This is a genomic window from Paenibacillus sp. P32E (assembly GCF_001909085.1).
Lineage (GTDB): Bacteria > Bacillota > Bacilli > Paenibacillales > Paenibacillaceae > Paenibacillus_AQ > Paenibacillus_AQ helianthi.
Genome location: NZ_LVYY01000003.1, coordinates 196,124 through 215,668 on the forward strand (window position 1 = coordinate 196,124; position 19,545 = coordinate 215,668).

At 51.2% G+C, this 19,545-nt stretch carries 18 protein-coding genes and 1 riboswitch; of the genes, 15 read left to right on the plus strand and 3 right to left on the minus strand.

Features of this window, described 5'->3' with window-relative positions:
- Positions 1-26 precede the first annotated feature (26 nt).
- Positions 27-1,196 (minus strand): MFS transporter, encoded by a 1,170-nt coding sequence (locus tag A3848_RS04845; protein ID WP_074083820.1) that lies wholly within the window; start codon positions 1,194-1,196, stop codon positions 27-29.
- Positions 1,197-1,488: 292 nt separating this feature from the next.
- On the opposite strand from A3848_RS04845, the gene A3848_RS04850 reads away from it, so the two are divergent.
- From A3848_RS04850 to A3848_RS04915, 14 genes are all read left to right on the plus strand, one after another.
- A complete protein-coding gene (locus tag A3848_RS04850) occupies positions 1,489-1,926 on the plus strand; it encodes a hypothetical protein (RefSeq protein WP_074083821.1) in 438 nt (145 codons plus the stop codon).
- A gap of 63 nt (positions 1,927-1,989) precedes the next feature.
- Positions 1,990-3,135 (plus strand): transglutaminase-like domain-containing protein, encoded by a 1,146-nt coding sequence (locus A3848_RS04855; RefSeq protein WP_074083822.1) that lies wholly within the window; start codon positions 1,990-1,992, stop codon positions 3,133-3,135.
- Positions 3,136-3,250: 115 nt separating this feature from the next.
- Complete coding sequence (locus A3848_RS04860) at positions 3,251-5,323, plus strand: peptidoglycan D,D-transpeptidase FtsI family protein (protein WP_074083823.1); 2,073 nt, start codon at positions 3,251-3,253, stop codon at positions 5,321-5,323.
- 34 nt (positions 5,324-5,357) lie between these two features.
- Positions 5,358-7,478: a peptidoglycan D,D-transpeptidase FtsI family protein gene (locus A3848_RS04865; protein ID WP_074083824.1), complete on the plus strand. Its 2,121-nt coding sequence runs from the start codon at positions 5,358-5,360 to the stop codon at positions 7,476-7,478.
- 103 nt (positions 7,479-7,581) lie between these two features.
- Entirely contained in the window at positions 7,582-8,322 is a 741-nt protein-coding gene (locus tag A3848_RS04870) for a Cof-type HAD-IIB family hydrolase (RefSeq protein ID WP_074083825.1), read from the plus strand.
- Positions 8,323-8,347: 25 nt separating this feature from the next.
- A complete protein-coding gene (locus A3848_RS04875) occupies positions 8,348-8,833 on the plus strand; it encodes a DUF456 domain-containing protein (protein ID WP_074083826.1) in 486 nt (161 codons plus the stop codon).
- 27 nt (positions 8,834-8,860) lie between these two features.
- Complete coding sequence (locus A3848_RS04880; RefSeq protein ID WP_074083827.1) at positions 8,861-10,489, plus strand: putative polysaccharide biosynthesis protein; 1,629 nt, start codon at positions 8,861-8,863, stop codon at positions 10,487-10,489.
- Positions 10,490-10,606: 117 nt separating this feature from the next.
- On the plus strand, positions 10,607-10,951 hold the full coding sequence (locus A3848_RS04885) for a thioredoxin family protein (RefSeq protein WP_074083828.1): 345 nt from the start codon (positions 10,607-10,609) through the stop codon (positions 10,949-10,951).
- Positions 10,952-11,172: 221 nt separating this feature from the next.
- A complete protein-coding gene (locus tag A3848_RS04890; RefSeq protein ID WP_143192339.1) occupies positions 11,173-12,099 on the plus strand; it encodes a COX15/CtaA family protein in 927 nt (308 codons plus the stop codon).
- 55 nt (positions 12,100-12,154) lie between these two features.
- On the plus strand, positions 12,155-13,924 hold the full coding sequence (locus A3848_RS04895; protein WP_074083830.1) for a UbiD family decarboxylase: 1,770 nt from the start codon (positions 12,155-12,157) through the stop codon (positions 13,922-13,924).
- Between the two features lie 12 nt (positions 13,925-13,936).
- Positions 13,937-14,698 (plus strand): Cthe_2314 family HEPN domain-containing protein, encoded by a 762-nt coding sequence (locus A3848_RS04900; RefSeq protein WP_074083831.1) that lies wholly within the window; start codon positions 13,937-13,939, stop codon positions 14,696-14,698.
- A 75-nt stretch (positions 14,699-14,773) separates the two neighbouring features.
- A riboswitch (SAM riboswitch) is annotated at positions 14,774-14,916 on the plus strand.
- 98 nt (positions 14,917-15,014) lie between these two features.
- A complete protein-coding gene (locus A3848_RS04905) occupies positions 15,015-16,031 on the plus strand; it encodes a methionine ABC transporter ATP-binding protein (protein WP_074083832.1) in 1,017 nt (338 codons plus the stop codon).
- Positions 16,031-16,699, plus strand: coding sequence for a methionine ABC transporter permease (locus tag A3848_RS04910; protein ID WP_074083833.1), 669 nt, complete (start codon positions 16,031-16,033; stop codon positions 16,697-16,699). Before A3848_RS04905 ends, A3848_RS04910 begins: the two co-directional genes overlap by 1 nt.
- 59 nt (positions 16,700-16,758) lie before the next feature.
- Entirely contained in the window at positions 16,759-17,637 is an 879-nt protein-coding gene (locus A3848_RS04915; protein WP_074083834.1) for a MetQ/NlpA family ABC transporter substrate-binding protein, read from the plus strand.
- A 213-nt stretch (positions 17,638-17,850) separates the two neighbouring features.
- Here A3848_RS04915 and A3848_RS04920 read toward each other — a convergent pair whose 3' ends face one another.
- Positions 17,851-18,099 (minus strand): NifU family protein, encoded by a 249-nt coding sequence (locus A3848_RS04920; protein ID WP_074083835.1) that lies wholly within the window; start codon positions 18,097-18,099, stop codon positions 17,851-17,853.
- Positions 18,100-18,181: 82 nt separating this feature from the next.
- Here A3848_RS04920 and A3848_RS04925 point away from each other — a divergent pair, with 82 nt between their 5' ends.
- Positions 18,182-18,436, plus strand: coding sequence for a YuzB family protein (locus A3848_RS04925; RefSeq protein ID WP_074083836.1), 255 nt, complete (start codon positions 18,182-18,184; stop codon positions 18,434-18,436).
- An 11-nt stretch (positions 18,437-18,447) separates the two neighbouring features.
- Here the strand turns inward: A3848_RS04925 and A3848_RS04930 are convergent, their stop codons facing one another.
- On the minus strand, positions 18,448-19,509 hold the full coding sequence (locus A3848_RS04930) for an NAD(P)/FAD-dependent oxidoreductase (protein ID WP_074083837.1): 1,062 nt from the start codon (positions 19,507-19,509) through the stop codon (positions 18,448-18,450).
- Positions 19,510-19,545: the final 36 nt, after the last annotated feature.

Below are 19,545 nucleotides of genomic sequence, written 5' to 3' on the forward strand. Positions count from 1 at the left end.
TGTTTCAGGGGAAGGAGGTGTCCTATTTAAGCGGCCGGACTGTTCCACTCAGGCCGGTAGGCCAGCTTGCCTGAGGTTCTGGGCGGCAGCAGCAGCAGAGCGGTCATCAGCAGCACAAAGGCAATGAAATACGGGGAGACGTAGTCCCGGAGCTGTCCTGCTGCAACCGGACCGGCAAAAGCGCCAAGCGACATGGCAATGGATTGCAGCGAGAAGGTCCGGCCCATGCGTCCGGCACCTCCAAGGCTGATGAAGAGTGAGGCCATCGCCGGAAAGAGCACGCCTTTGGCAGCCCCAAGCAGAAAGAGAACCACGCCGGCGGGAATGCCCCGGAACGCAGCCATCGTGAAGAAGCAGAGTGCCATGGCTAGTAGTGCTGCAGCGATTCTTATTCCTGGTGCAAGCCGGTTCAGAAAGAAGAGACTGAGCGTGACTAGTGCCCCCAAGCTAAGCAATGACAGCAGGATTCCGGTAGAGATCATTCCATCACTGCCCTGTGACAGGGGCAGTTCAAAGAAAAGTACTCCTTGGGAGCAGGAAACAAAGAAGGGCAGCAGATAATAGCGCCGGGATACAGGAGGGTTCGCCTGGGCCGGAGCTTGTGAGAGTGAGTGCAAAGGCAGAGCAGGGTTCGAGGCGGCCAGGCTCTGAACATGCTTAGGCACGCTGAATAAGGCCATCACACCTGTGAAGATCAGCAGCCAGCCCAAAGTGGTGAAGGTGCCGGAGTAGCCGGCCTTTGCCACAATGAAAGCTCCGGCCGCTGGTGAGACAACGGACGCTAACGTATGGATGATCCCGTGGCCGGACATATATTTCCCTTGGGTCGCGGGATCAGAAGAGAGCGAGGCCAGGAGTGTCATGCAGGCCGGGGAGAGGAAGGCCAGGGCGAAACCGCTCGCTGCCCGCAGCATCAGCAGATGCCAAGGAAGCTGTGCGTGAGCCTGAAGCAGCAGAATGGCCCCGGCTGCCGTAAGCGCGAACACAATGTAACGGCGGCTGCCGTTACGGTCGACCAGCACACCGGCCAGCAGATTGCCGGGAAGATGCGTCAACGAATACATGCCCATCATCCAGCCAATGAAGGCCGGTCCCGCCCCCAGAGAGATGGCAAACGGTGTAAGAATAGGGTACTGGGCATGCAAATCGAAGAAGGCCAGAAAGAGAAATAAATACAGCCACAGCGCGGTTTTCAAAAGAAAGCACCTCCACAGGGGCCTGACTCTGTACCAAGGCACAGGCAGGCGCTTTTTAACAAATAAGGGTTAATGAAGCGATCACTTGTTACCAAGGATTCGGACAATGACCTACTTGTACTTTACGTGTGGTCTGGTAGGCTTATACCATTTTCTTGGGGATGGCTGGCAGGAAGCTGCTTAGCCATGAATTATATAGGTCATTCATGTATAATAATTATTATTATTGAAATGTCCCGGGGACATGCGCCCTGTAGTGACGAAATATGGCGATAGGGGTGTTGTGAAATTGATGGATCCGGCAGTGTGGTCACAGTTTATTAGGGAGAATTGGCTGGTTATCGTTATTGCTCTTGTGCTGCTGTTTGCGGTAATTAATCTGATTAAGACAGTTCTGAAATGGGCGATAGTCATTGCTATTGTAGCTGGCTTGTTCATTTACAGCGGGGTTACGCTTGACCAAATTGGCAACGCTGTGAATAAGGTTACGGATGGAACGGTAAGTACACTCAAGAGCGAAGCACAGGATATGATGCTGAAAGAAGCCAAGGAAGCCAAGTACACTTCTGGAGGCGACGGCACCTTTACCATTACAACACCTAATCTTGAAGTCAAGGGTGCTGCCGGTGAGGATAAGGTGGAAGTGATTTTCCGCGGAGTGAGTCTCGGTAAATGGAGTATGACGGAAACCACCCAATCCTTTATTGAGGAAGCCCGGAAAAATCAATAGGTTTCCAGGAAGGCTGCTTATAGTTGATATGACTTTACAGAGAAATGGAAAGGGGGGACAAACATGCTTAAGGGATGGATAGACAGCCTAAGTGAAGCCAACATCATCTCCATCCTGTTGGTTGTGGTTGTCCTTTTTTCACTGCTGCAGGGCTGGGGCAGAGGCTTCGCAAGAGCGGCGGGAGGCTTGTTCGGCCTGCTAGGAAACGGGGTGCTTACTATTCTGGCGCTGGCGCTGGCCATTCCTGCGGCGATGCATTTGTCGCCTATCGCAGGAACCTGGGCGTCAGGAATAGTACTTCCGGACACTCAGCTCAGCGGATGGCAGCAATTGTATTACACTGCCGTATCTGTGCTGGCAGGATCACCTTTTGTCCGTTTTCTGCTGCTTCTATTGGTATCTTACAGCTTGATCCGGCTGCTGCTCGGGCTGTTGTTCCTGCTGCTTCCTTTCCGCCTGCCCCGCTTTCGGACGAGAGAATCGGACCGGAAGATTAGCTTAGCCAGCCGTCTTAGCGGTGCGGTTATCGGCGGTGTTATTGGACTGGTGCGCGGTCTTGTCCTTATTCTTGCGTTGTACATTGGTGTCGGCCTGAATCCCGATAGCGGCTTCAGCCGTTATGTGGAATCCTCCCCCATCTATAGTGAGAGTGCGGCAGCGGTATTTGAGCCGCTTGCCGGTGAGGATATGCGCAGCAGACTGCCGGTACTGACCCAAGCGGTGGCTGATGAGATGAATGATATTTTGCGGCGGAAATATGAAGTCATTGATCATGAGATTTCACCCGATATTGTGGGGGCCGCCGCCGATATTGCCGGACAAGCTGAGGGAACTGAGGACAAGGCCAAACTGCTGTATGACTGGGTTGGCTCACGGATTGCCTATGACTATGGTAAGGCTGAGAATTACGAGCAGAACCGCATCTGGCATGAACAGACCCCGCAGGATACCTTTGATACCCGGCTTGGTGTGTGTATTGATTATGCCCGCCTTTACGCCGTAATGGCACGCTCACAGGGACTTCAGGTGCGTGTAGTTACGGGACAGGGCTACGATGGCCAGGGCGGATATGGCGCCCATGCCTGGAATGAAGTATACCTGCCGGACAGGCATGCCTGGATACCGCTTGATTCCACGTGGGCGAGCAGCGGGGACTGGTTCAACAGCAAGGATTTTGATAAAACCCATATTAAAGAAAGTGTGCTCTGAGAAGGAAGCGGCAGCCTTGAGATATATGGTACAATAACAGGGCATATTGAGCAGCCTCTCAGACTCCGGTTTGAATAGGTTCTATAACTGCAATCTGATAAGGAGAGGACACACTGTGAAATGGTTTGGCCACCCGGGGATACGTCCGGATGAAGCTCATGGCCGAAGTGCACCCAGTCTCCGCATAAATCTGTTTTTCTTCGGCACTTTTTTTATTTTTTGTGTCATAATTATTCGTCTTGCCTCACTGCAGTTCGTCGAAGCTGCGGCTTTGACCGAAGTAGAAGAGAGTCAAGAGACTAAGGCTGTTCCTCTTTCCGCGATCCGGGGGATTATTCATGCTGCCGGTGGAGAGGAGATTGCGTACAATACATCCGTCCAATCCTTGTATATCACTTTAACCAAAGACTATACAGAGACCTATAAGAACAAGGAAACCAATGAATATGAGTTCACGGAGAGTGCCCAAGCGAATACAGCTTCGCTGGCAGCGAGACTGGAATCCGTCTTCAATCAATATGGCGGCCCATCCGGCAAAAAGCTCACGCAAGCAGATATTACAGCTCTGCTCGATCTCCATTTCAAAAAGGCGCTGGGCTACTATCCGCGTAAAATCAAGACAGGTCTTACACCCAGGGAAGTGGCCCATTTTCTGGAGCACAAGGAGCAATATCCCGGTCTGTCCATTGTGGAAGAAGCGGCCCGCCATTATGACAAAGACACCGTGGCTGTACAGGCGGTGGGTTATATTAAGCCTTTTAAATCCTCCGATAAAGAAGATAGCTATAAGAATATCCGCAGTGCGATGAAGAAAAATAATGCCGATCCGGGCTTAGCGTATAAAGAGGATGAATTTGTCGGTTTTTACGGCCTCGAACTGCAATACCAGCGGGAGCTGCGCGGAAAAAACGGCTACCAGACGATTTCCGTCAATCCGCAGAATATGGCGGAGGAGGTCACCCGAACAGTCCCGCCCGTCAAAGGGAATGACCTCTGGATGACGATCAATAAGAACATCCAGCTTAAAACCGAGCAGGCAATTATGGATCAGATTCGCTGGTTGCATACCCATCCGGTACTGGGGAAACTTCATCCTGATGCCCTGACCGGGTATGCCGTGGCTATGGAAGTGGATACCGGCAATGTGGTTGCGATGGCCAGTATGCCGGATTATGATACAAATGTCTGGACTTCGGAAAAGGTTGCGCCTGAGGAATACGATAAGATTAGGGATAACAACCTGAACGGTACAATTACAGATACCACCTCCGGTATATCCGGCAATGGCCTGAAGTCCATTGTATACCTGGGGTCCACCATTAAACCGTTAAGTGTGTTAATTGGATTGAATGAAGGCTTATTCTCTACCAGTGATACTTATAACGACAAAGGGATCGCCTATTTCGGCAAGGATGACAATGCTTCTGTTAGTAATTCCTCCGGTCATGTACTCGGACTGCTGCATCCGGCGGAGGCCATTCAGGAATCCTCTAATGCTTTTATGGTCGATAAGGTCGGAGATCCGCTGTACAAGAAATATCAGGATAAAGCGACGGGGGTTTGGGATAAATATTTGAAGGCTTTTGGCCTGGGGGTATCCACTGGGAGCGGGCTGCCGCATGAAAGTGCCGGGGCCAACGATTATATGGATATCAAGGCGGCCGGAAGTACCCAGGCAGCCATGGTCTACGCATCCTTCGGCCAGAAAGGTAAATATACAGCACTGCAGCTGGCCCAGTACACGGCAACCCTCGCCAATGAGGGCGAACGGATCAAGCCCCAGCTGGTCAGCAAGATCACGGATGCGGATGGCAACACCGTTAAGGAGTATCACCGTGAAGTGCTGGATAAAATCACATTCGATCCTTCCTACTGGAAGGAGATCAAAAAAGGAATGAATACTGCCGTCAAGGCTTTTGACGGATTTCCTTATGATTTTGCCCGCAAAACTGGTACCTCTGAGATGGATGCGTACGGAGTAGTCAGGGACAATGGCGTATTTATCGCATATGCCCCGCGTGAGAACCCCAAGCTGGCGGTAGCGGTAGTGATTCCTGAAGGCGGATTTGGTTCCAACAGTGCTGCACCGGTTGCGCGTGCAATCTTTGACGCGTATGACTGGGAATACGGGCTGACTGGAGTACCTAAGAAGAACGTACCACCTGTAGCGGCGTCAACGTCGGAATGAAGGTTTATTTTAAGATGTAGAGGAGTGAAAAACTGTGAGTGTTTTCCGTAAGCAGGCCTCTTCCCAAGACGAGAAGGACAGCAAGAGCTCGCTTGGCCTGCGGCTCAACGTGTTTTTCTTCAGCACGTTTATTATTTTCTGTGTCATTATTATCCGTCTTGCCGTTGTTCAATTCGTGGAAGGCCCTACCTTAACGGAGGTAGAGACCAGCCGTGATACCAAAAATGTGCCGCTCGCAGCCATAAGGGGATCGATCCGTGCCTCCGGTGGAGAGGAAATTGCGTATTCCACGTCTGTCCAGTCGCTTTATATCACGCTAACGAAAGAGTATACAGCGAAATCTACGGACAAGGAAACAAAGATTACTTCGTTCACCCCGGAGGCCCGGGCGAATGCCTATGCGCTGGCTAACAAGCTGGTGGAGTCTTTTAATAAGTATGGCGACCCTAAAGGGGAAAAGCTGACGGTTAACGATGTCATCAATTCCCTTGATCTCAATTTCAAGAAATATTCCGGCTTCATGGCACGGCGGATTAAGGCAGGCCTTACCTCTGAGGAGGTAGCTTATTTCATGGAGCATAAAGCGGAATTTCCGGGACTCGAAGTAGTCGAAGAAAGCAACCGCCACTATGATAAGGATAAAGTCGCGGTGCAGACTGTCGGCTATATCAAGCCTTTTAAGTCTTCAAGCAGCCTGGATATATACAAAAATATTCAAAATGCGATGAAACTGTTGGATGCTGATCCGGGTCTGACCTACAAGGATGATGAATTTGTCGGATTCGATGGTCTGGAGCTGCAGTATCAAAGAGAGCTACGCGGGAAGAACGGCTACCAGGTGATCTCGGTCAATCCGCAGAACATGGCTGAAAAGGTCGAAAAGGTCGTTCCGCCAGTGAAAGGGAATGACCTGTGGACGACCATTAACAAGAATATTCAGCTGAAGACGCAAAAGGCCATTACCGAGCAGATCAGCTGGCTGCATTCCCATGCTGTGCAGGGTAAAACGCATCCTAACGCCATTACCGGCTATGCGGTAGCCATGGAAGTGGATACAGGTAATATTGTCGCCATGGCCAGCATGCCGGACTATGATACCAATGTATGGACTTCGGGATCATTGCCTACCGATGTCTGGAACCGCATCATCGATAATTATCAGAACGGAACCATCAATCCGATTTCTTCGGGTGTTTCAGGTAATGGACTCCGCTCGGTACTGCTGATGGGTTCAACAATTAAGCCGCTGAGCGTACTCATAGGCCTGAATGAAGGGCTTTTCAGTACCAGCTCTATCTACACCGATACAGGCAGTACCTCTTTCGGTAAGGAAGGGCATGAAACCAAGGTTAGAAACGCTTCCGGCCACGTATACGGTCCCATGGACCCGGCTAAAGCGATCACGAAATCCTCTAACGTATTCATGGTCGATATGGTCGGCAAGAAATTGTACGACAAGTATGGAAGCAAGGGCATTGAGGTTTGGGACAAATATATGAAGGAATTTGGCCTCGGCGTATCTACACAAAGCGGCCTTCCCAGAGAGTTTCTGGGGCAAATCAACTATTCGGATACCAAAGCGGCGGGAAGTGCCCAAGCGGCACTGGTATATGCGTCCTTCGGACAGCAGGGAAGCTACACTACACTGCAGCTTGCGCAGTATGCTTCCACCCTTGCTAATGAAGGCATCCGGATCAAACCGCAGCTGGTCAGCAAAATTACGGATTCAAACGGCAAGGTTGTCAAGACCTTTGGCCGAGAGGAGCTGGATAAAGTCACCACGTTTGACGATTCCTTTTGGAGAGAAATCAAAAAAGGGATGAGCAGTGAGGTGACTGCATTTAATGATTTCCCGTATGACTTTGCCCGCAAGACAGGGACATCCCAGCAGCAGGCCAAAGGAGAACTGCGCGATAACGGCGTCTTTATTGCCTTTGCTCCGCGGGATAAGCCCAAGCTGGCTGTAGCTGTGGTCATTCCTGAAGGCGGATTTGGCTCCAACAGCGCCGCGCCGGTCGCCCGCAAAATTTTCGATGCTTATGATTGGGAATATGGACTTGATGGCGTGCCTAAGAAAAGCTTGAAAACTCAAGATACGACGGCCGGTAGTGTTCCGAATACGTCAGGGGAAAATACTCCGGCAACAAACAACTGATACTATGGACTGAACGACAGAATGTAACGACGCCGGAATGACTAGATCCAAAAATATACAGCTCTCTGACACCAGAGAGCATACAAGAATGGAGGGGTGGCAAATGATTGCCAAATACCGCCTGCTGGCATTGGATATGGATGGAACCCTGCTGAATGATGAACAACAGATTACCCCAAAAACGGTGGAATGGATTAAAAAAGCAATGGATGCAGGCGTTCATGTCTGCTTGTCAACCGGACGCTCGTCACGGAGCGCAATGCCTTACGCAGAGCAGCTTGGGCTTGAAACTCCGATGATTATGGTGAACGGCAGTGAAGTGTGGCGTGCGCCTCATGAGCTGTACCGCCGTTCCCTGATGGACATGATGCTGGTCAAAAGAATGCATGAAATCGCTGAAGAATACGGAATCTGGTTCTGGGCGTATTCGGTGGACGAGGTCTATAACCGCGACAATTGGGATGGAGATATTGAAGGCCGGGAATGGCTCAAGTTCGGTTATTCTACAGAAGACGACGAGATCCGCCATAAGCTGCTGATGCAGCTTCAGGATTTGGGCGGCCTCGAAATTACGAATTCCACCCCACACAATCTGGAGATTAATCCGCTTGGTGTGAACAAGGCTTCCGGCATTCGGGAGGTCTGCAAGCTGCTGGGTATAGAGATGTCCCAGGTGGTCGCGGTAGGAGATAGTCTAAACGATCTGGCCGCCATTCAGCAGTCCGGCTTTGGTGTAGCGATGGGCAACGCGCAGGAAGTAGTGAAACAGGAGGCGGACGCCGTAGTCGCCACGAATAACAACGATGGGATTGCAGAAGTGATTGAGAAGTATATCTTGATTTGAATTAAAATTTTTAGGAGTTGAAGGAATGGCGATTCTGGGATGGGTTTTGATTATTGCTTTATTCGCCGTAGGCCTGGCCGGAGCGGTGTATCCGATATTGCCGGGCGCGCTGGCGATTTATCTGGCCTTTTTCGTATATGGCTGGTTCTTTTCCTTCGACCCGTTTGGTGCGGGATTCTGGATTATTCAGACGCTGATCGTGGTTGTGCTGTTTGTGGCGGATTATGTGGTCGGGGCCTGGGGTGTCAAAAAATTCGGCGGCTCCCGCGCCTCGGTCATCGGCAGCACGATCGGCCTCATCCTGGGCCCTATCCTCCTTTCACCGTTTGGCCTGCTGATCGGTCCGTTTGTCGGCGCATTTGCCGGTGAACTGATTGCCGGTTCAAATCCGGGCAAGGCCGTGAAGGTCAGCTTCGGTTCATTGCTTGGCCTGTTCAGCAGCACAGTAGTCAAAATTGTGCTTCAAATTGCCATGGTCGTCCTCTTCTTTATCTGGATTGGCCGGTATTAATTTTAACAGCGAAGAAGGCGAAACAGTTTGTCCACCAAGAAAGAGTCATTTGTCAAAGGCACGCTTATTCTGGCCGCGGCTGCGCTCGTGGCCCGCGTGCTGGGTCTGGCCCAGCGGGTGCCGCTGGAGCATTTATTCAATGATATCGGGAATGCATCATTTACACAGGCGAACAATGTGTACCTGATGCTTCTGCCGCTGGCAACAGCCGGCATTCCTAGTACGCTCAGCAAAATGGTGTCTGAGCGTTATGCGCTAAACCGGCCGAATGAGGCGCAGCAGGTATACCGTGCGGCGCTTATTTTTGCCGCAGTTGTCGGTGTGCTGATGAGTACAGTCCTGTACATAGCAGCTCCGTATTATGCGGAGTATACCAAGGTTCCCGAGAGTACGCTCGCGATCCGGGCGATAGCACCGGCACTGCTGCTCTTTCCGATGATTGCGATGATGCGCGGTTATTTCCAGGGTCGAAACAATATGATGGCCGGGGGCATCTCGCAGATAATTGAGCAGGTAGCCCGGGTATCGACGGCAATTCTACTTGCGTTTATTCTGCTGCGCCAGGGGTACAGCAATACATGGATGGCAGCGGGCGCTTCTTTCGGCAGTGTGCTCGGCAGCATCGGGGCGTTTGGCGTGATGCTGTATTATGCAAGGAAGCTCCGCCGCAGCGAGGAGCAAAAGGCTTTGTATGATTCAAGCGAAGCCCGGATTCCGCTGCTGAAGATTTACAAGGATATTTTCAAGCTGTCTATACCGATTGTGCTCTCTTCCGTTACAGTTCCGGTTGTGAACTTTATTGATACCTCGCTCATCGTTCCGCTGCTTAGCGGTCAAATCGGGTTGAAGGAGGCTACTCAGGCTTTGGGGATCTATGGAAGCCGTGCACAGAGTGTAGCCGGAATTCCGCCAGTACTGTCGATTGCGCTCAGCACTTCGCTAATTCCGATCATTTCCGCCGCCTACGCAAGGCGCGACGAAGTGCATCTGAAGCGGCAAGTGACGCTGGCGCTGCGGATTTCAATTCTGACAGGAACACCTATTGTCCTCTCGCTCGTGGTAGCTGCATATTCTGTGAATGGACTGCTGTTCAGCAGCCTGGACGGCAGTGGCATTGTGGCGATGCTGACACTGGGGACGATTTTCCAGATTACCATGATGACGACCAACTCCATTCTGCTCGGAATGGGAAAAGCGCGGATCTCCATGTACTATGTGCTGGCCGGCCTGCTCGTCAAATTTGGCTCAAACTTTATTCTCAGCCGCTTTTTTGGCATTTACGGCATTATTGCAGCAACGGCTCTGTGCTTCATTGTGATTACGCTGCTTAACCTGAGAATGCTCAAGTCCATCATACCTTTCGAGATCCTTGGCAGACGCTGGGGAGGGTTCGCGGTTGCTGTGTTGGCCTCAGGCGGGATCGGTTACGGACTGAATGAAGCAGGTCTAATTCTTACCCATATGATGCCTGCCCGGGTGGCTTTCTTGATTACCTGTCTTGTTGTAGGTGTATCTGTTGTTGTCATCTATCTGGTACTGCTTATTGTTCTGGGGGTGCTGAGCCGTCAGGAAATCGCCGGTTATCCGCGGCCACTGCAGAAGGTGCTGGGTCCGCTCATGAAGCTGCAGCCCGAACGTATCCGTTCTGAACAATAATTCTATGATAATTGTCTTATTCTGTCTTTTTTATTTGACTTATTCCGTACAATTTGCTTCACTTAAAGAACATATAGCAGACGCTTACTCTTAACTTAAGAAGGGACTGTTCAGTTCATGGATAAAATTACTTCCCCTGCGGAATTTCAGGTGTCGATTCAATCGCCCCGTCTGACCGTAGCTATCTTCAAGGCCGATTGGTGCTCGGACTGCAAGTTCATTGACCCGTTCATGCCTGAGGTGGAACAGAAATACACGGATCGTCTCACGCTGGTTGAAGTGGATGTTGACGCTGTAGGCGATGTCAGCCAAGAACAAAATATTCTTGGGATCCCCAGCTTTGTTGCATATACGGATGGACGCGAGCTAGTGAGGTTTGTCAACAAGCTGCGTAAGTCCCGTGAAGAGATTGAGAGCTTTCTGGACAGGGCGCTTGAAGTTTATCTGACTATACACAAGTAATAACGATGCACCGCTTTCGCCCTACCCGAGCAAAAGCGGTGTTTTTTCTAAAAATATAAGGATTTATAGGTTTCACGCTATAAATCATCCTTCTATTTCTCGCTGAAACGGATTCCGTCCCTTAAAAGGACGGCGAAGCCTTTTCCACTTGATTAAATCGCTACATAGCTGTTCAACAGGCACTTATCCCAATCATTCCTAGAAAATTGCGGGTGATCTCATTGACGATGAATCAATTGAAATGGCTCAGCTACATCACTTGTCTAATCATGTTTTTGGCGCTTCTCGGTGGTGCAGTAGTTACCAAAACCGGTTCTGGACTGGAATGCGGCAATGAATGGCCACTCTGTCACGGAAAGCTGATTCCTGCCTATACGCTAGGTTCTCTAATCGAATACACCCATCGTTTATTTAGCGGGCTGGCTGGCCTGATGTCCCTTGTCTCGATGCTGGCCTTTTGGCGTTATGCGCGTAAACGGAGAGATCTGATGGTGTACGCTCTGCTGACGCTTTTATTTGTGGTGGTGCAGGGAGGAATGGGAGCGCTTGCGGTGATTAAATCGCAGTCGGCTGCGGTGATGGCACTGCATATGGGCTTCTCCCTGATCGCTTTTGCCAGCTCGCTGATGCTTGCGCTCGGGTCGAAAAGGCGGTATGCGCTGGGGGATAATCCGCCTCCTCCGGGACCACGCGTCAGCAAAGGCTTCCGCAACTTAACATGGGCGGCTGCGTTATATTCTTATATAGTGGTTTATATTGGGGCCTATGTCAGCCATACGGATTCCCAGGGAGGCTGCTCCGGGTGGCCGCTCTGTAACGGGGAATGGATACCGGAGCTGTCTGGCGGTGTGGGCATTGTGTTCACGCATAGGGTTGCAGCGGCATTGCTGTTTCTCCTGATCGCTTGCCTGGGACATTTAGCCTTCTGGAAACATAAAGCTCTGCCTGAGGTGAGGGCACTTGGGAGTGCTGCTGTTGTTCTGTGTCTGCTTCAGGTATTCAGCGGTGCTGCTGTTGTTCATACCCTATATAATGAACGGCTGTACATTTTTGCCGCACTGGCGCATATCCTCCTGATTGCCGGACTCTTCGGTGTTCTGTGCTACATTAGTGTGCGCGTATGGCAGCTGGAAAGAGCGAATAAATAGTCTACGCTCATCAAACTTTTGCGAGATAACGCCCTGTTTGAGGAGGAACGATATAGTGGGATACGGAAATTTGCGTCAATGGATTGAACAGCTCCGCCGGGATAAGGATATTGCCGTGATTGATGCTCCGGTGGATCCTTATTTGGAGCTTGCAGAGATACATCGGCGTGTCGTAGAAGAGGAAGGGCCGGCTTTGCTCTTTACGAATGTAACCGGAACACCGTTTCCGGTGGCAACCAATCTCTTCGGAACGGTCCGCCGGGCCAATCAGGCCTTCGGAACGCGTCCGGAGCAGCTGATGAAGACGATGGTGAGTGCAGCCGAAACACTGCTGCCGCCAACAGCGTCCGGGATATGGAAGGAAAAACGGCTGCTCCTGGACCTGCTTAAGGTGGGAACCCGGAATGTACCGCAGGGAGAAGCCCCGGTACTTGGCGTCTGCCGCAGTACGGATCCCCTTAAGGAGCTGCCCCGCATCACCAGCTGGCAGGAGGAGGGAGGTCCATCGATCCTTCTGCCCATTGTCTATACAGAGAGCATTACTCAGCCGAATGACCATAACCTTGGGATATACCGGATTCAAATGTATGATGACAGCAAGGTGGGAGTGCATTGGCAAAAGCATAAAGGAGGCAGCTTCCATCACCGGGAGGCGGAACTGCTCGGAGAGACCCTTCCGGTATCCGTCTTTTTAGGCGGGCCTCCGGCATTGATTGCCGCAGCAGCGGCTCCAGTACAGGAACGGATACCGGAGCTGATGCTAGCCTCTCTGGTGCTGGGCCGAAAGCTGCAGATGGTCAAGGACCCGATGGGCGGGCACCGGATTCCCGCTGAAGCGGAATTTGCCATTCGCGGACTGGTCACGCCCCAAGAGCGTCATACGGACGGACCATTTGGTGATCACTATGGTTATTACTCCAAACCCCGCGATTTTCCGGTCATGCACGTTCAGCGGATTTGGCACCGGAAAGATGCCATCTATCCGGCAACTATCGTCGGCAAACCACACCAGGAAGATTACTACCTCAGGGAGTACATACAGCGGCTGCTGGCTCCGGTGTATCCGCTGCTAATGCCGTCCGTCAAAGCACTGTGGGAGTACTCGGAATGCGGTCCGCATTCCCTGGTGTCTGCTGTCGTGAGAGAGAGCTACCCTAACGAAGCGATGGTATCAGCCTACCGGATTCTGGGGGAAGGCCAGCTGTCCTTAACCAAATTCCTGCTGCTGACTGATGAGCCGGTCGAGCTGACCGATTTCCCGAGACTGCTGGAGAACGTACTGGAGCGCTTCAATCCCGCCTCGGATCTTATGGTATACAGCAATGTCTCCCAGCATGAGCAAGGGCATCCGGTGAATCCATTGAACAATAGCAGCAAGGCTATAATGGTAGGAGTGGGAAGTCCAGTACGTGAGCTTCCTTATGCATACACAGAAGGACTAATTTCAGGTGTCTCACAGGCAATTCCTTACTGCCGGGGATGTTTAGCCGTTTCCGGTGCATCCTATGAAGAAGATCCTGAACTTGCGTCCCGGCTAGTCGCTGTTCTGCGAGCCCAGGAAACGGCCTGGCCGCTCGTGATAGTGGTGGATAACGCCGCAGATACAGTACGGACTCAAACCTCTTTTCTGTGGACGGTGTTCACAAGGTTCGATCCGGCCAGTGATATATACGCCGAATGTGAGATCAAACGCCATCATATCGGCTATAAGCTGCCCCTTGTGATCGATGCCAGAATGAAACGGGAGTATCCGGAGGAGCTGATTCCGCGCGAGGATATTGTTCAGCGGGTTGACCGCAACTGGAAAAGCTATTTCCCACACTGAGGAGGTTACAGGATGCTGCGGATATTACTCGGAGAGCCGCCCCGTGAGAACAGCGGTGTGCTGGCTGAAGCGATGGACAATATGGCCAGGCTCGCATCCATGCTGCGCAAGGACATGAACCTGCATGAAGACCGTAACCACGAATACCGCAAGCTTGAAATCTGGACGCGCGGTCTAATCTCTTCACTGGACGAGCTGGAGCAAAGCTGGTTCGCGGCTGCCTTTTTCCGCAAATCCGTTGTAGCGGGTTACATGGATGATATGTCCCCTATGGAGCAGGGTGAATATGCGAGATATGTTTATTTTTATAAAGATGGCTTCATTCGTGTGTTTTCACTGCTCGACAAGCTGGGTACGGTGCTCAACAGTCTGTACGATCTGAACACCAGCAAGGTCAAAGCCCATTTCTCCTATTTTACAGTGCTTCGCCAGTTTCATTTACTTAAGCAGCATACAGAACTGGCTAATGAACTGGAGGAAATTAAGCATTCCTACCGGGAGCCGCTGGAGAATCTGCGCAAGCGCCGTAACGCCGAGATCCATTACATGAATGCTGAAATGCAGGATGATCTGTGGCAGCGGCATCAGGGACTTCATGACAGAATTCATTTGGAGGATCTGGATAGCCATCTTGAGGATTTGAAGCAGAGCCTTGAAATGGCATGTAAGACCTTGGCAGCAGCATTCAAATACAGCAATGAGCAGTGGCATAAGAGTAAAATCGCCGCCAATCTAAAGCCCGGGCCTTCTTCCTCAGTAAAAAGTTCCCTTTGACAAAAAAACTTAAACTTACTATACTTGAGCTTACATTAGCAGCTTACATGTTGCGGGAACTAATTTCATAATAAACTCTTATCGAGAGCGGCGGAGGGATAGGCCCGATGAAGCCCGGCAACCGATTTGTAGGTGAAGCGATACTCGTCGCTCTCTTCAAATGTCATGGTGCTAATTCCTACAATGCCGCTTGGTTTGCGGTCGTTGGCAGATGAGAAGGCATGGTTAATACAATCACAGGGCCTCTTTCGATCTGCAAATGATCGTAAGAGGTCTTTTTGGTTTTCATATGGGTTACTTGGGGAGGACAAATGGTTTGATAGAGCTGAAAGGTTTGACCAAGGTATACGGAAAAGGCAGCAAAGCTGCAACGGCGCTCTCCGGACTGAACCTGTCGATTCAAAAAGGGGAGATTTTTGGAGTCATCGGCCACTCGGGTGCCGGTAAAAGTACATTGATCCGCTGCATCAACCTGCTGGAGCGCCCGACGGAAGGCGAAGTATGGGTGGACGGAGTGGAATTGACCTCACTCAGTCAAGGACAGCTTCAGGAACGGCGCCGCAAGATCGGTATGATCTTTCAGCATTTTAATCTGCTGTCTTCCGCGACGGTGTACGATAACATTGCATTTCCGCTGCGGCTGTCGGGAACACCCAAGGCACAGATTGAACAGAAGGTTCTGGGTCTGCTGTCGCTCGTAGGTCTTGAAGAGCACAGCCGTAAATACCCGGCCCAGCTATCGGGAGGGCAAAAGCAGCGGGTTGGCGTCGCGAGGGCCCTAGCCAGTGACCCCGATGTGCTGCTATGCGATGAAGCTACCTCGGCACTGGACCCTCAGACGACCGATTCAATCCTGCGGCTGCTGCTGGACATCAACCGGAAGTTTCATCTGACCATCTTGCTGATTACCCATGAAATGCATGTCATTCAGAGTATTTGCGATCGGGTTGCAGTGATACATGGCGGGGGAATAGTCGAGCAAGGCGAGGTAGCCACGGTATTCCTGAAGCCGCAGCATGAAGTGACGAAGGATTTTATCCGCAGTGAACACCAGCATGAAGGTCCGCTTCGTGTAGCGCTGGATGCAGTACATGGACAGTACAGCACATCCGTCAAAATCACATTCCTTGGACAAAAGACCTATGAATCCACGCTCTCCCATGTGGTCCGGAGAACGGGTGTGGACTTTGCCATTCTTCAGGGAACGATATCAACGATCAAGGATGTACCATACGGCCAGCTCCTGGTTCGCTTTGAAGGCAGCTTGGAAGCGGTTGAGGCAACTCTTGCCGAACTGACAGCGCAAGGTCTTGATGTGGAGGTGTTCGGCTAATGGGGAATTTGAATTTTAACGAAATTAACTGGGAAGAAATGCTGGATGCGGGCATAGCTACACTACGAATGTTGGCTTATTCCGGAATTTTCACAATTATTCTTGGTTTACCACTCGGAATTGTGTTATATTTATGGGGAAGATCAAATAACTATATTATCAGGTTGGTTTACTCGGTATTATCTTTCGTGGTGAATATCCTGCGTTCCGTGCCTTTCATTATCCTGATGGTCGCCTTGATTCCTTTGAGCAAAAGCATCATGGGAACTTCAATCGGTGTTCTGGGAACCATTCCGGCGCTGGTAATCGGTGCTGCTCCGTTTTTCGCCCGGCTGGTGGAAACGGCTCTACGCGAGGTGGACCGGGGCGTGATCGAAGCGGCGCAAGGGATGGGGGCTACTACCGGACAAATCGTCTGGCGCGTGCTTTTGCCGGAAGCCCGTCCAGGTCTGCTAGCCGGAGTGACCATTACCATTGTTACATTAGTTTCATACACAGCGATGTCGGGGATGATCGGCGGCGGAGGTCTGGGTGACCTGGCTATCCGATACGGCTATTACCGCTATGAGAAGGAAGTCATGATAATCTCGGTAGCGCTAATGGTGATTCTCGTGCAGCTGCTGCAAATGGCCGGTGACCGGCTGGTTCAACATTTTACCCGGAAATAAGGTACTTCCATATACAAGCCTTATTCATACACACATACACAATAGAGGGGGATTTACAGATGAAAAAAGTACTGCTCACATTCTTCAGCTTGACCTTGGTTTTGGTGCTGGCAGCCTGCGGCAACAACAATAATACCAACAATGCAGCGAACTCTGCGGCTACGAAGGCCCCGGCTGCGAATGCATCCACAGAGCCGTCAACCGAGCCGTCTGCTGAACCGGTAACGCTGGTGATTGGCGCATCCCCGAAACCGCATGCGGAAATTCTAAAGGCAATTGCCCCGCTTCTTGAAAAGCAAGGCATCAAACTGGAAATCAAAGAATTCACGGACTATATCCTGCCCAATACACAGCTGGCCGAGAAAGAACTGGACGCCAACTTCTTCCAGCACAAGCCTTACCTGGATGACCAGAACCAAAAGAACGGCACGGATCTGGTATCCGTTACGGCAGTTCACGTTGAACCCTTTGGTGCCTACTCCAAAAAAATCAAATCGATCGATGAGCTGGCTGACGGCGCAAAAGTAGCGATTCCGAACGATGCCACCAACGGTGGACGCGCCTTGATCCTGATGGCCAAAAATGGCCTGATCACTTTGAAGGACGATACCAATATCGCTTCCACCACAGCAGATATCACCGAGAACAAAAAGAACCTGAAAATCGTGGAATTGGAAGCTGCTATGCTTCCCCGCCAGCTGGATGAAGTAGATCTGGCCCTGATCAACACCAACTATGCGCTGGAGGCAGGCCTTGTTCCAACCAAAGACGCATTGTTTATCGAAGGAGCAGATTCTCCGTATGCCAACCTGCTGGTAGCCCGTCCTGACAACAAGGACTCTGATGCCATTCAGAAGCTGGCTGCAGCACTGACTTCCCCGGAAGCCAAAGCCTTTATTGAAAAGGAATACCAAGGTTCGATCATCCCTGCGTTCTAAGAGGGATTCATAACTGGAGAGGTGAAATTCAGACCAGAGATTGCAGGGTAGCCATAAGTGGCTGTTCGGGCAGCCTCTGGTCTTTACTAATAGCTCTGCTACTCCGGTACCTGTACCTGTCCGCCCTAAAAGTTGATACGCCATGTGAAATCCACTATAATAAAAAAATCCCGGCCTTCTTCATCGGAAGGCCGGGATCGTTATGATACGGGATTAGAATACTTGAATAACTTCTTCCACGCCGTCTACTTCTTCAAGGAGGGCGCGTTCGATCCCGGCTTTAAGCGTGATCGTGGAGCTTGGGCAACTGCCGCAGGCACCCATAAGTTTCAACTTAACAATGCCGTCTTCGACATCGATCAGTTCGACGTCACCGCCATCGCGCTGCAGGAACGGACGAAGTTTATCGAGCACTTCCAGTACTTCATCATACATGGTGGCGCTTTGTACATTCTCACTCATTTCTCAATCACTCCTTTCGTATGCTTATTATAGTACAAAAAGTTAAAAAATAAAATGGTTCACACAGAATAAGGAGAACATCATGAGACCACTTATTGAATTTTGTGCCAGCAATATCGGTCATGGCACAGAACCGCTGAAGCGCAAGCTGGAACTAAATCCCGAATATGATGTCATCGAATATGGCTGTCTGAACAATTGCGGGCAATGCTATCTGCAGCCCTTTGCCATGCTTGACGGTGAAATTATTGAAGCAGAAACTCCTGAAGCGCTTGAAGAAGCCATTGAGGCAGCCATTAAGGAACAGGAAGCCTGGGACAATCTTGAAATTGACTAGTCCCGGTTTTTTTAGCCGAAATGCCGCTTGGACATCCAGAGCACACCGCTTTTCAGCAGGCGGGGAACCCGTCCTATCACAGAACGGCGGCCCATCAGGCCAAAGCCGGCATTTTTGCCCAGAGAGCCAAGGGTGCCCTTCAGCTTGATTTTGTGCAGCTTCGGTGTTTCATCGCGCCATAGTGCTTGAATAATCTGTGCCACCTGTTCACCTTGCGCTCCTGCCGCCTGTGCGCTGGGTGCAAAGGGAAGACTTGCACAGTCCCCAATCACATAAACCTCCGGATAATCAGCCACATTATAATACTGACCCACAACAATCCGTCCGCCCCGGTCCTTCGGCAGCTCTAGCTCCTGGACGACCTGCACCGGCTGGATGCCTGCGGTCCATACGGTTACATCTCCGGGAATGGCCTGGGTGCCATTGAAGATGGCATCCTTTTCAACGTGGGATACAGAAATTTGGCCCAGGGTCTCCACGTGATGCTCACTGAACCATTCCTCTACATACTGCGACAGCTTCGCGGGAAAGGAGGACAGCACGCGTTCTCCCCGGTCCAGAATGGCGATGTTCAGATCCGGACGGCTCTCCCGCAGCTCTGCAGCAATCTCCACTCCGCTAAGTCCGCCACCTACAATGTTAACGGTTCCGTATGGTTTCACGTCATTCAGACGGCGGTAGGTTTCACGTGTCCCGGAGAAGCTCTGGATGCTGCAAGTATGCTGTTCTGCTCCTGGAATATGATGATAATTATCCGTACAGCCGAGTGCAATGGCCAAAATGTCGTAAGACAACGGTTCCCCTGTCTTCAGAAATACCACACGGCTCCCCAGATCAATGGAGCCCACTTCTCCGTAACGAACCGTAAGACGGGGGTGAACCGGGAACTGGATGCGCAGATGGTAATCCGTGACGGTGCCCGCAGCCAGTGCGTAGTATTCCGTCTTGATTCCCTGATAAGGCATCCGGTCAATCAAAACAATTTCCACATCATGGGGGAGATGGTTGTCGAGTAATTCTTGAATAAGGGCAAGGCCGCCGTAGCCGCCGCCCAAGACGAGTACTGTTCTCATGACATCTTCCTTTCGAATATGGCTCAAGTAATGGCC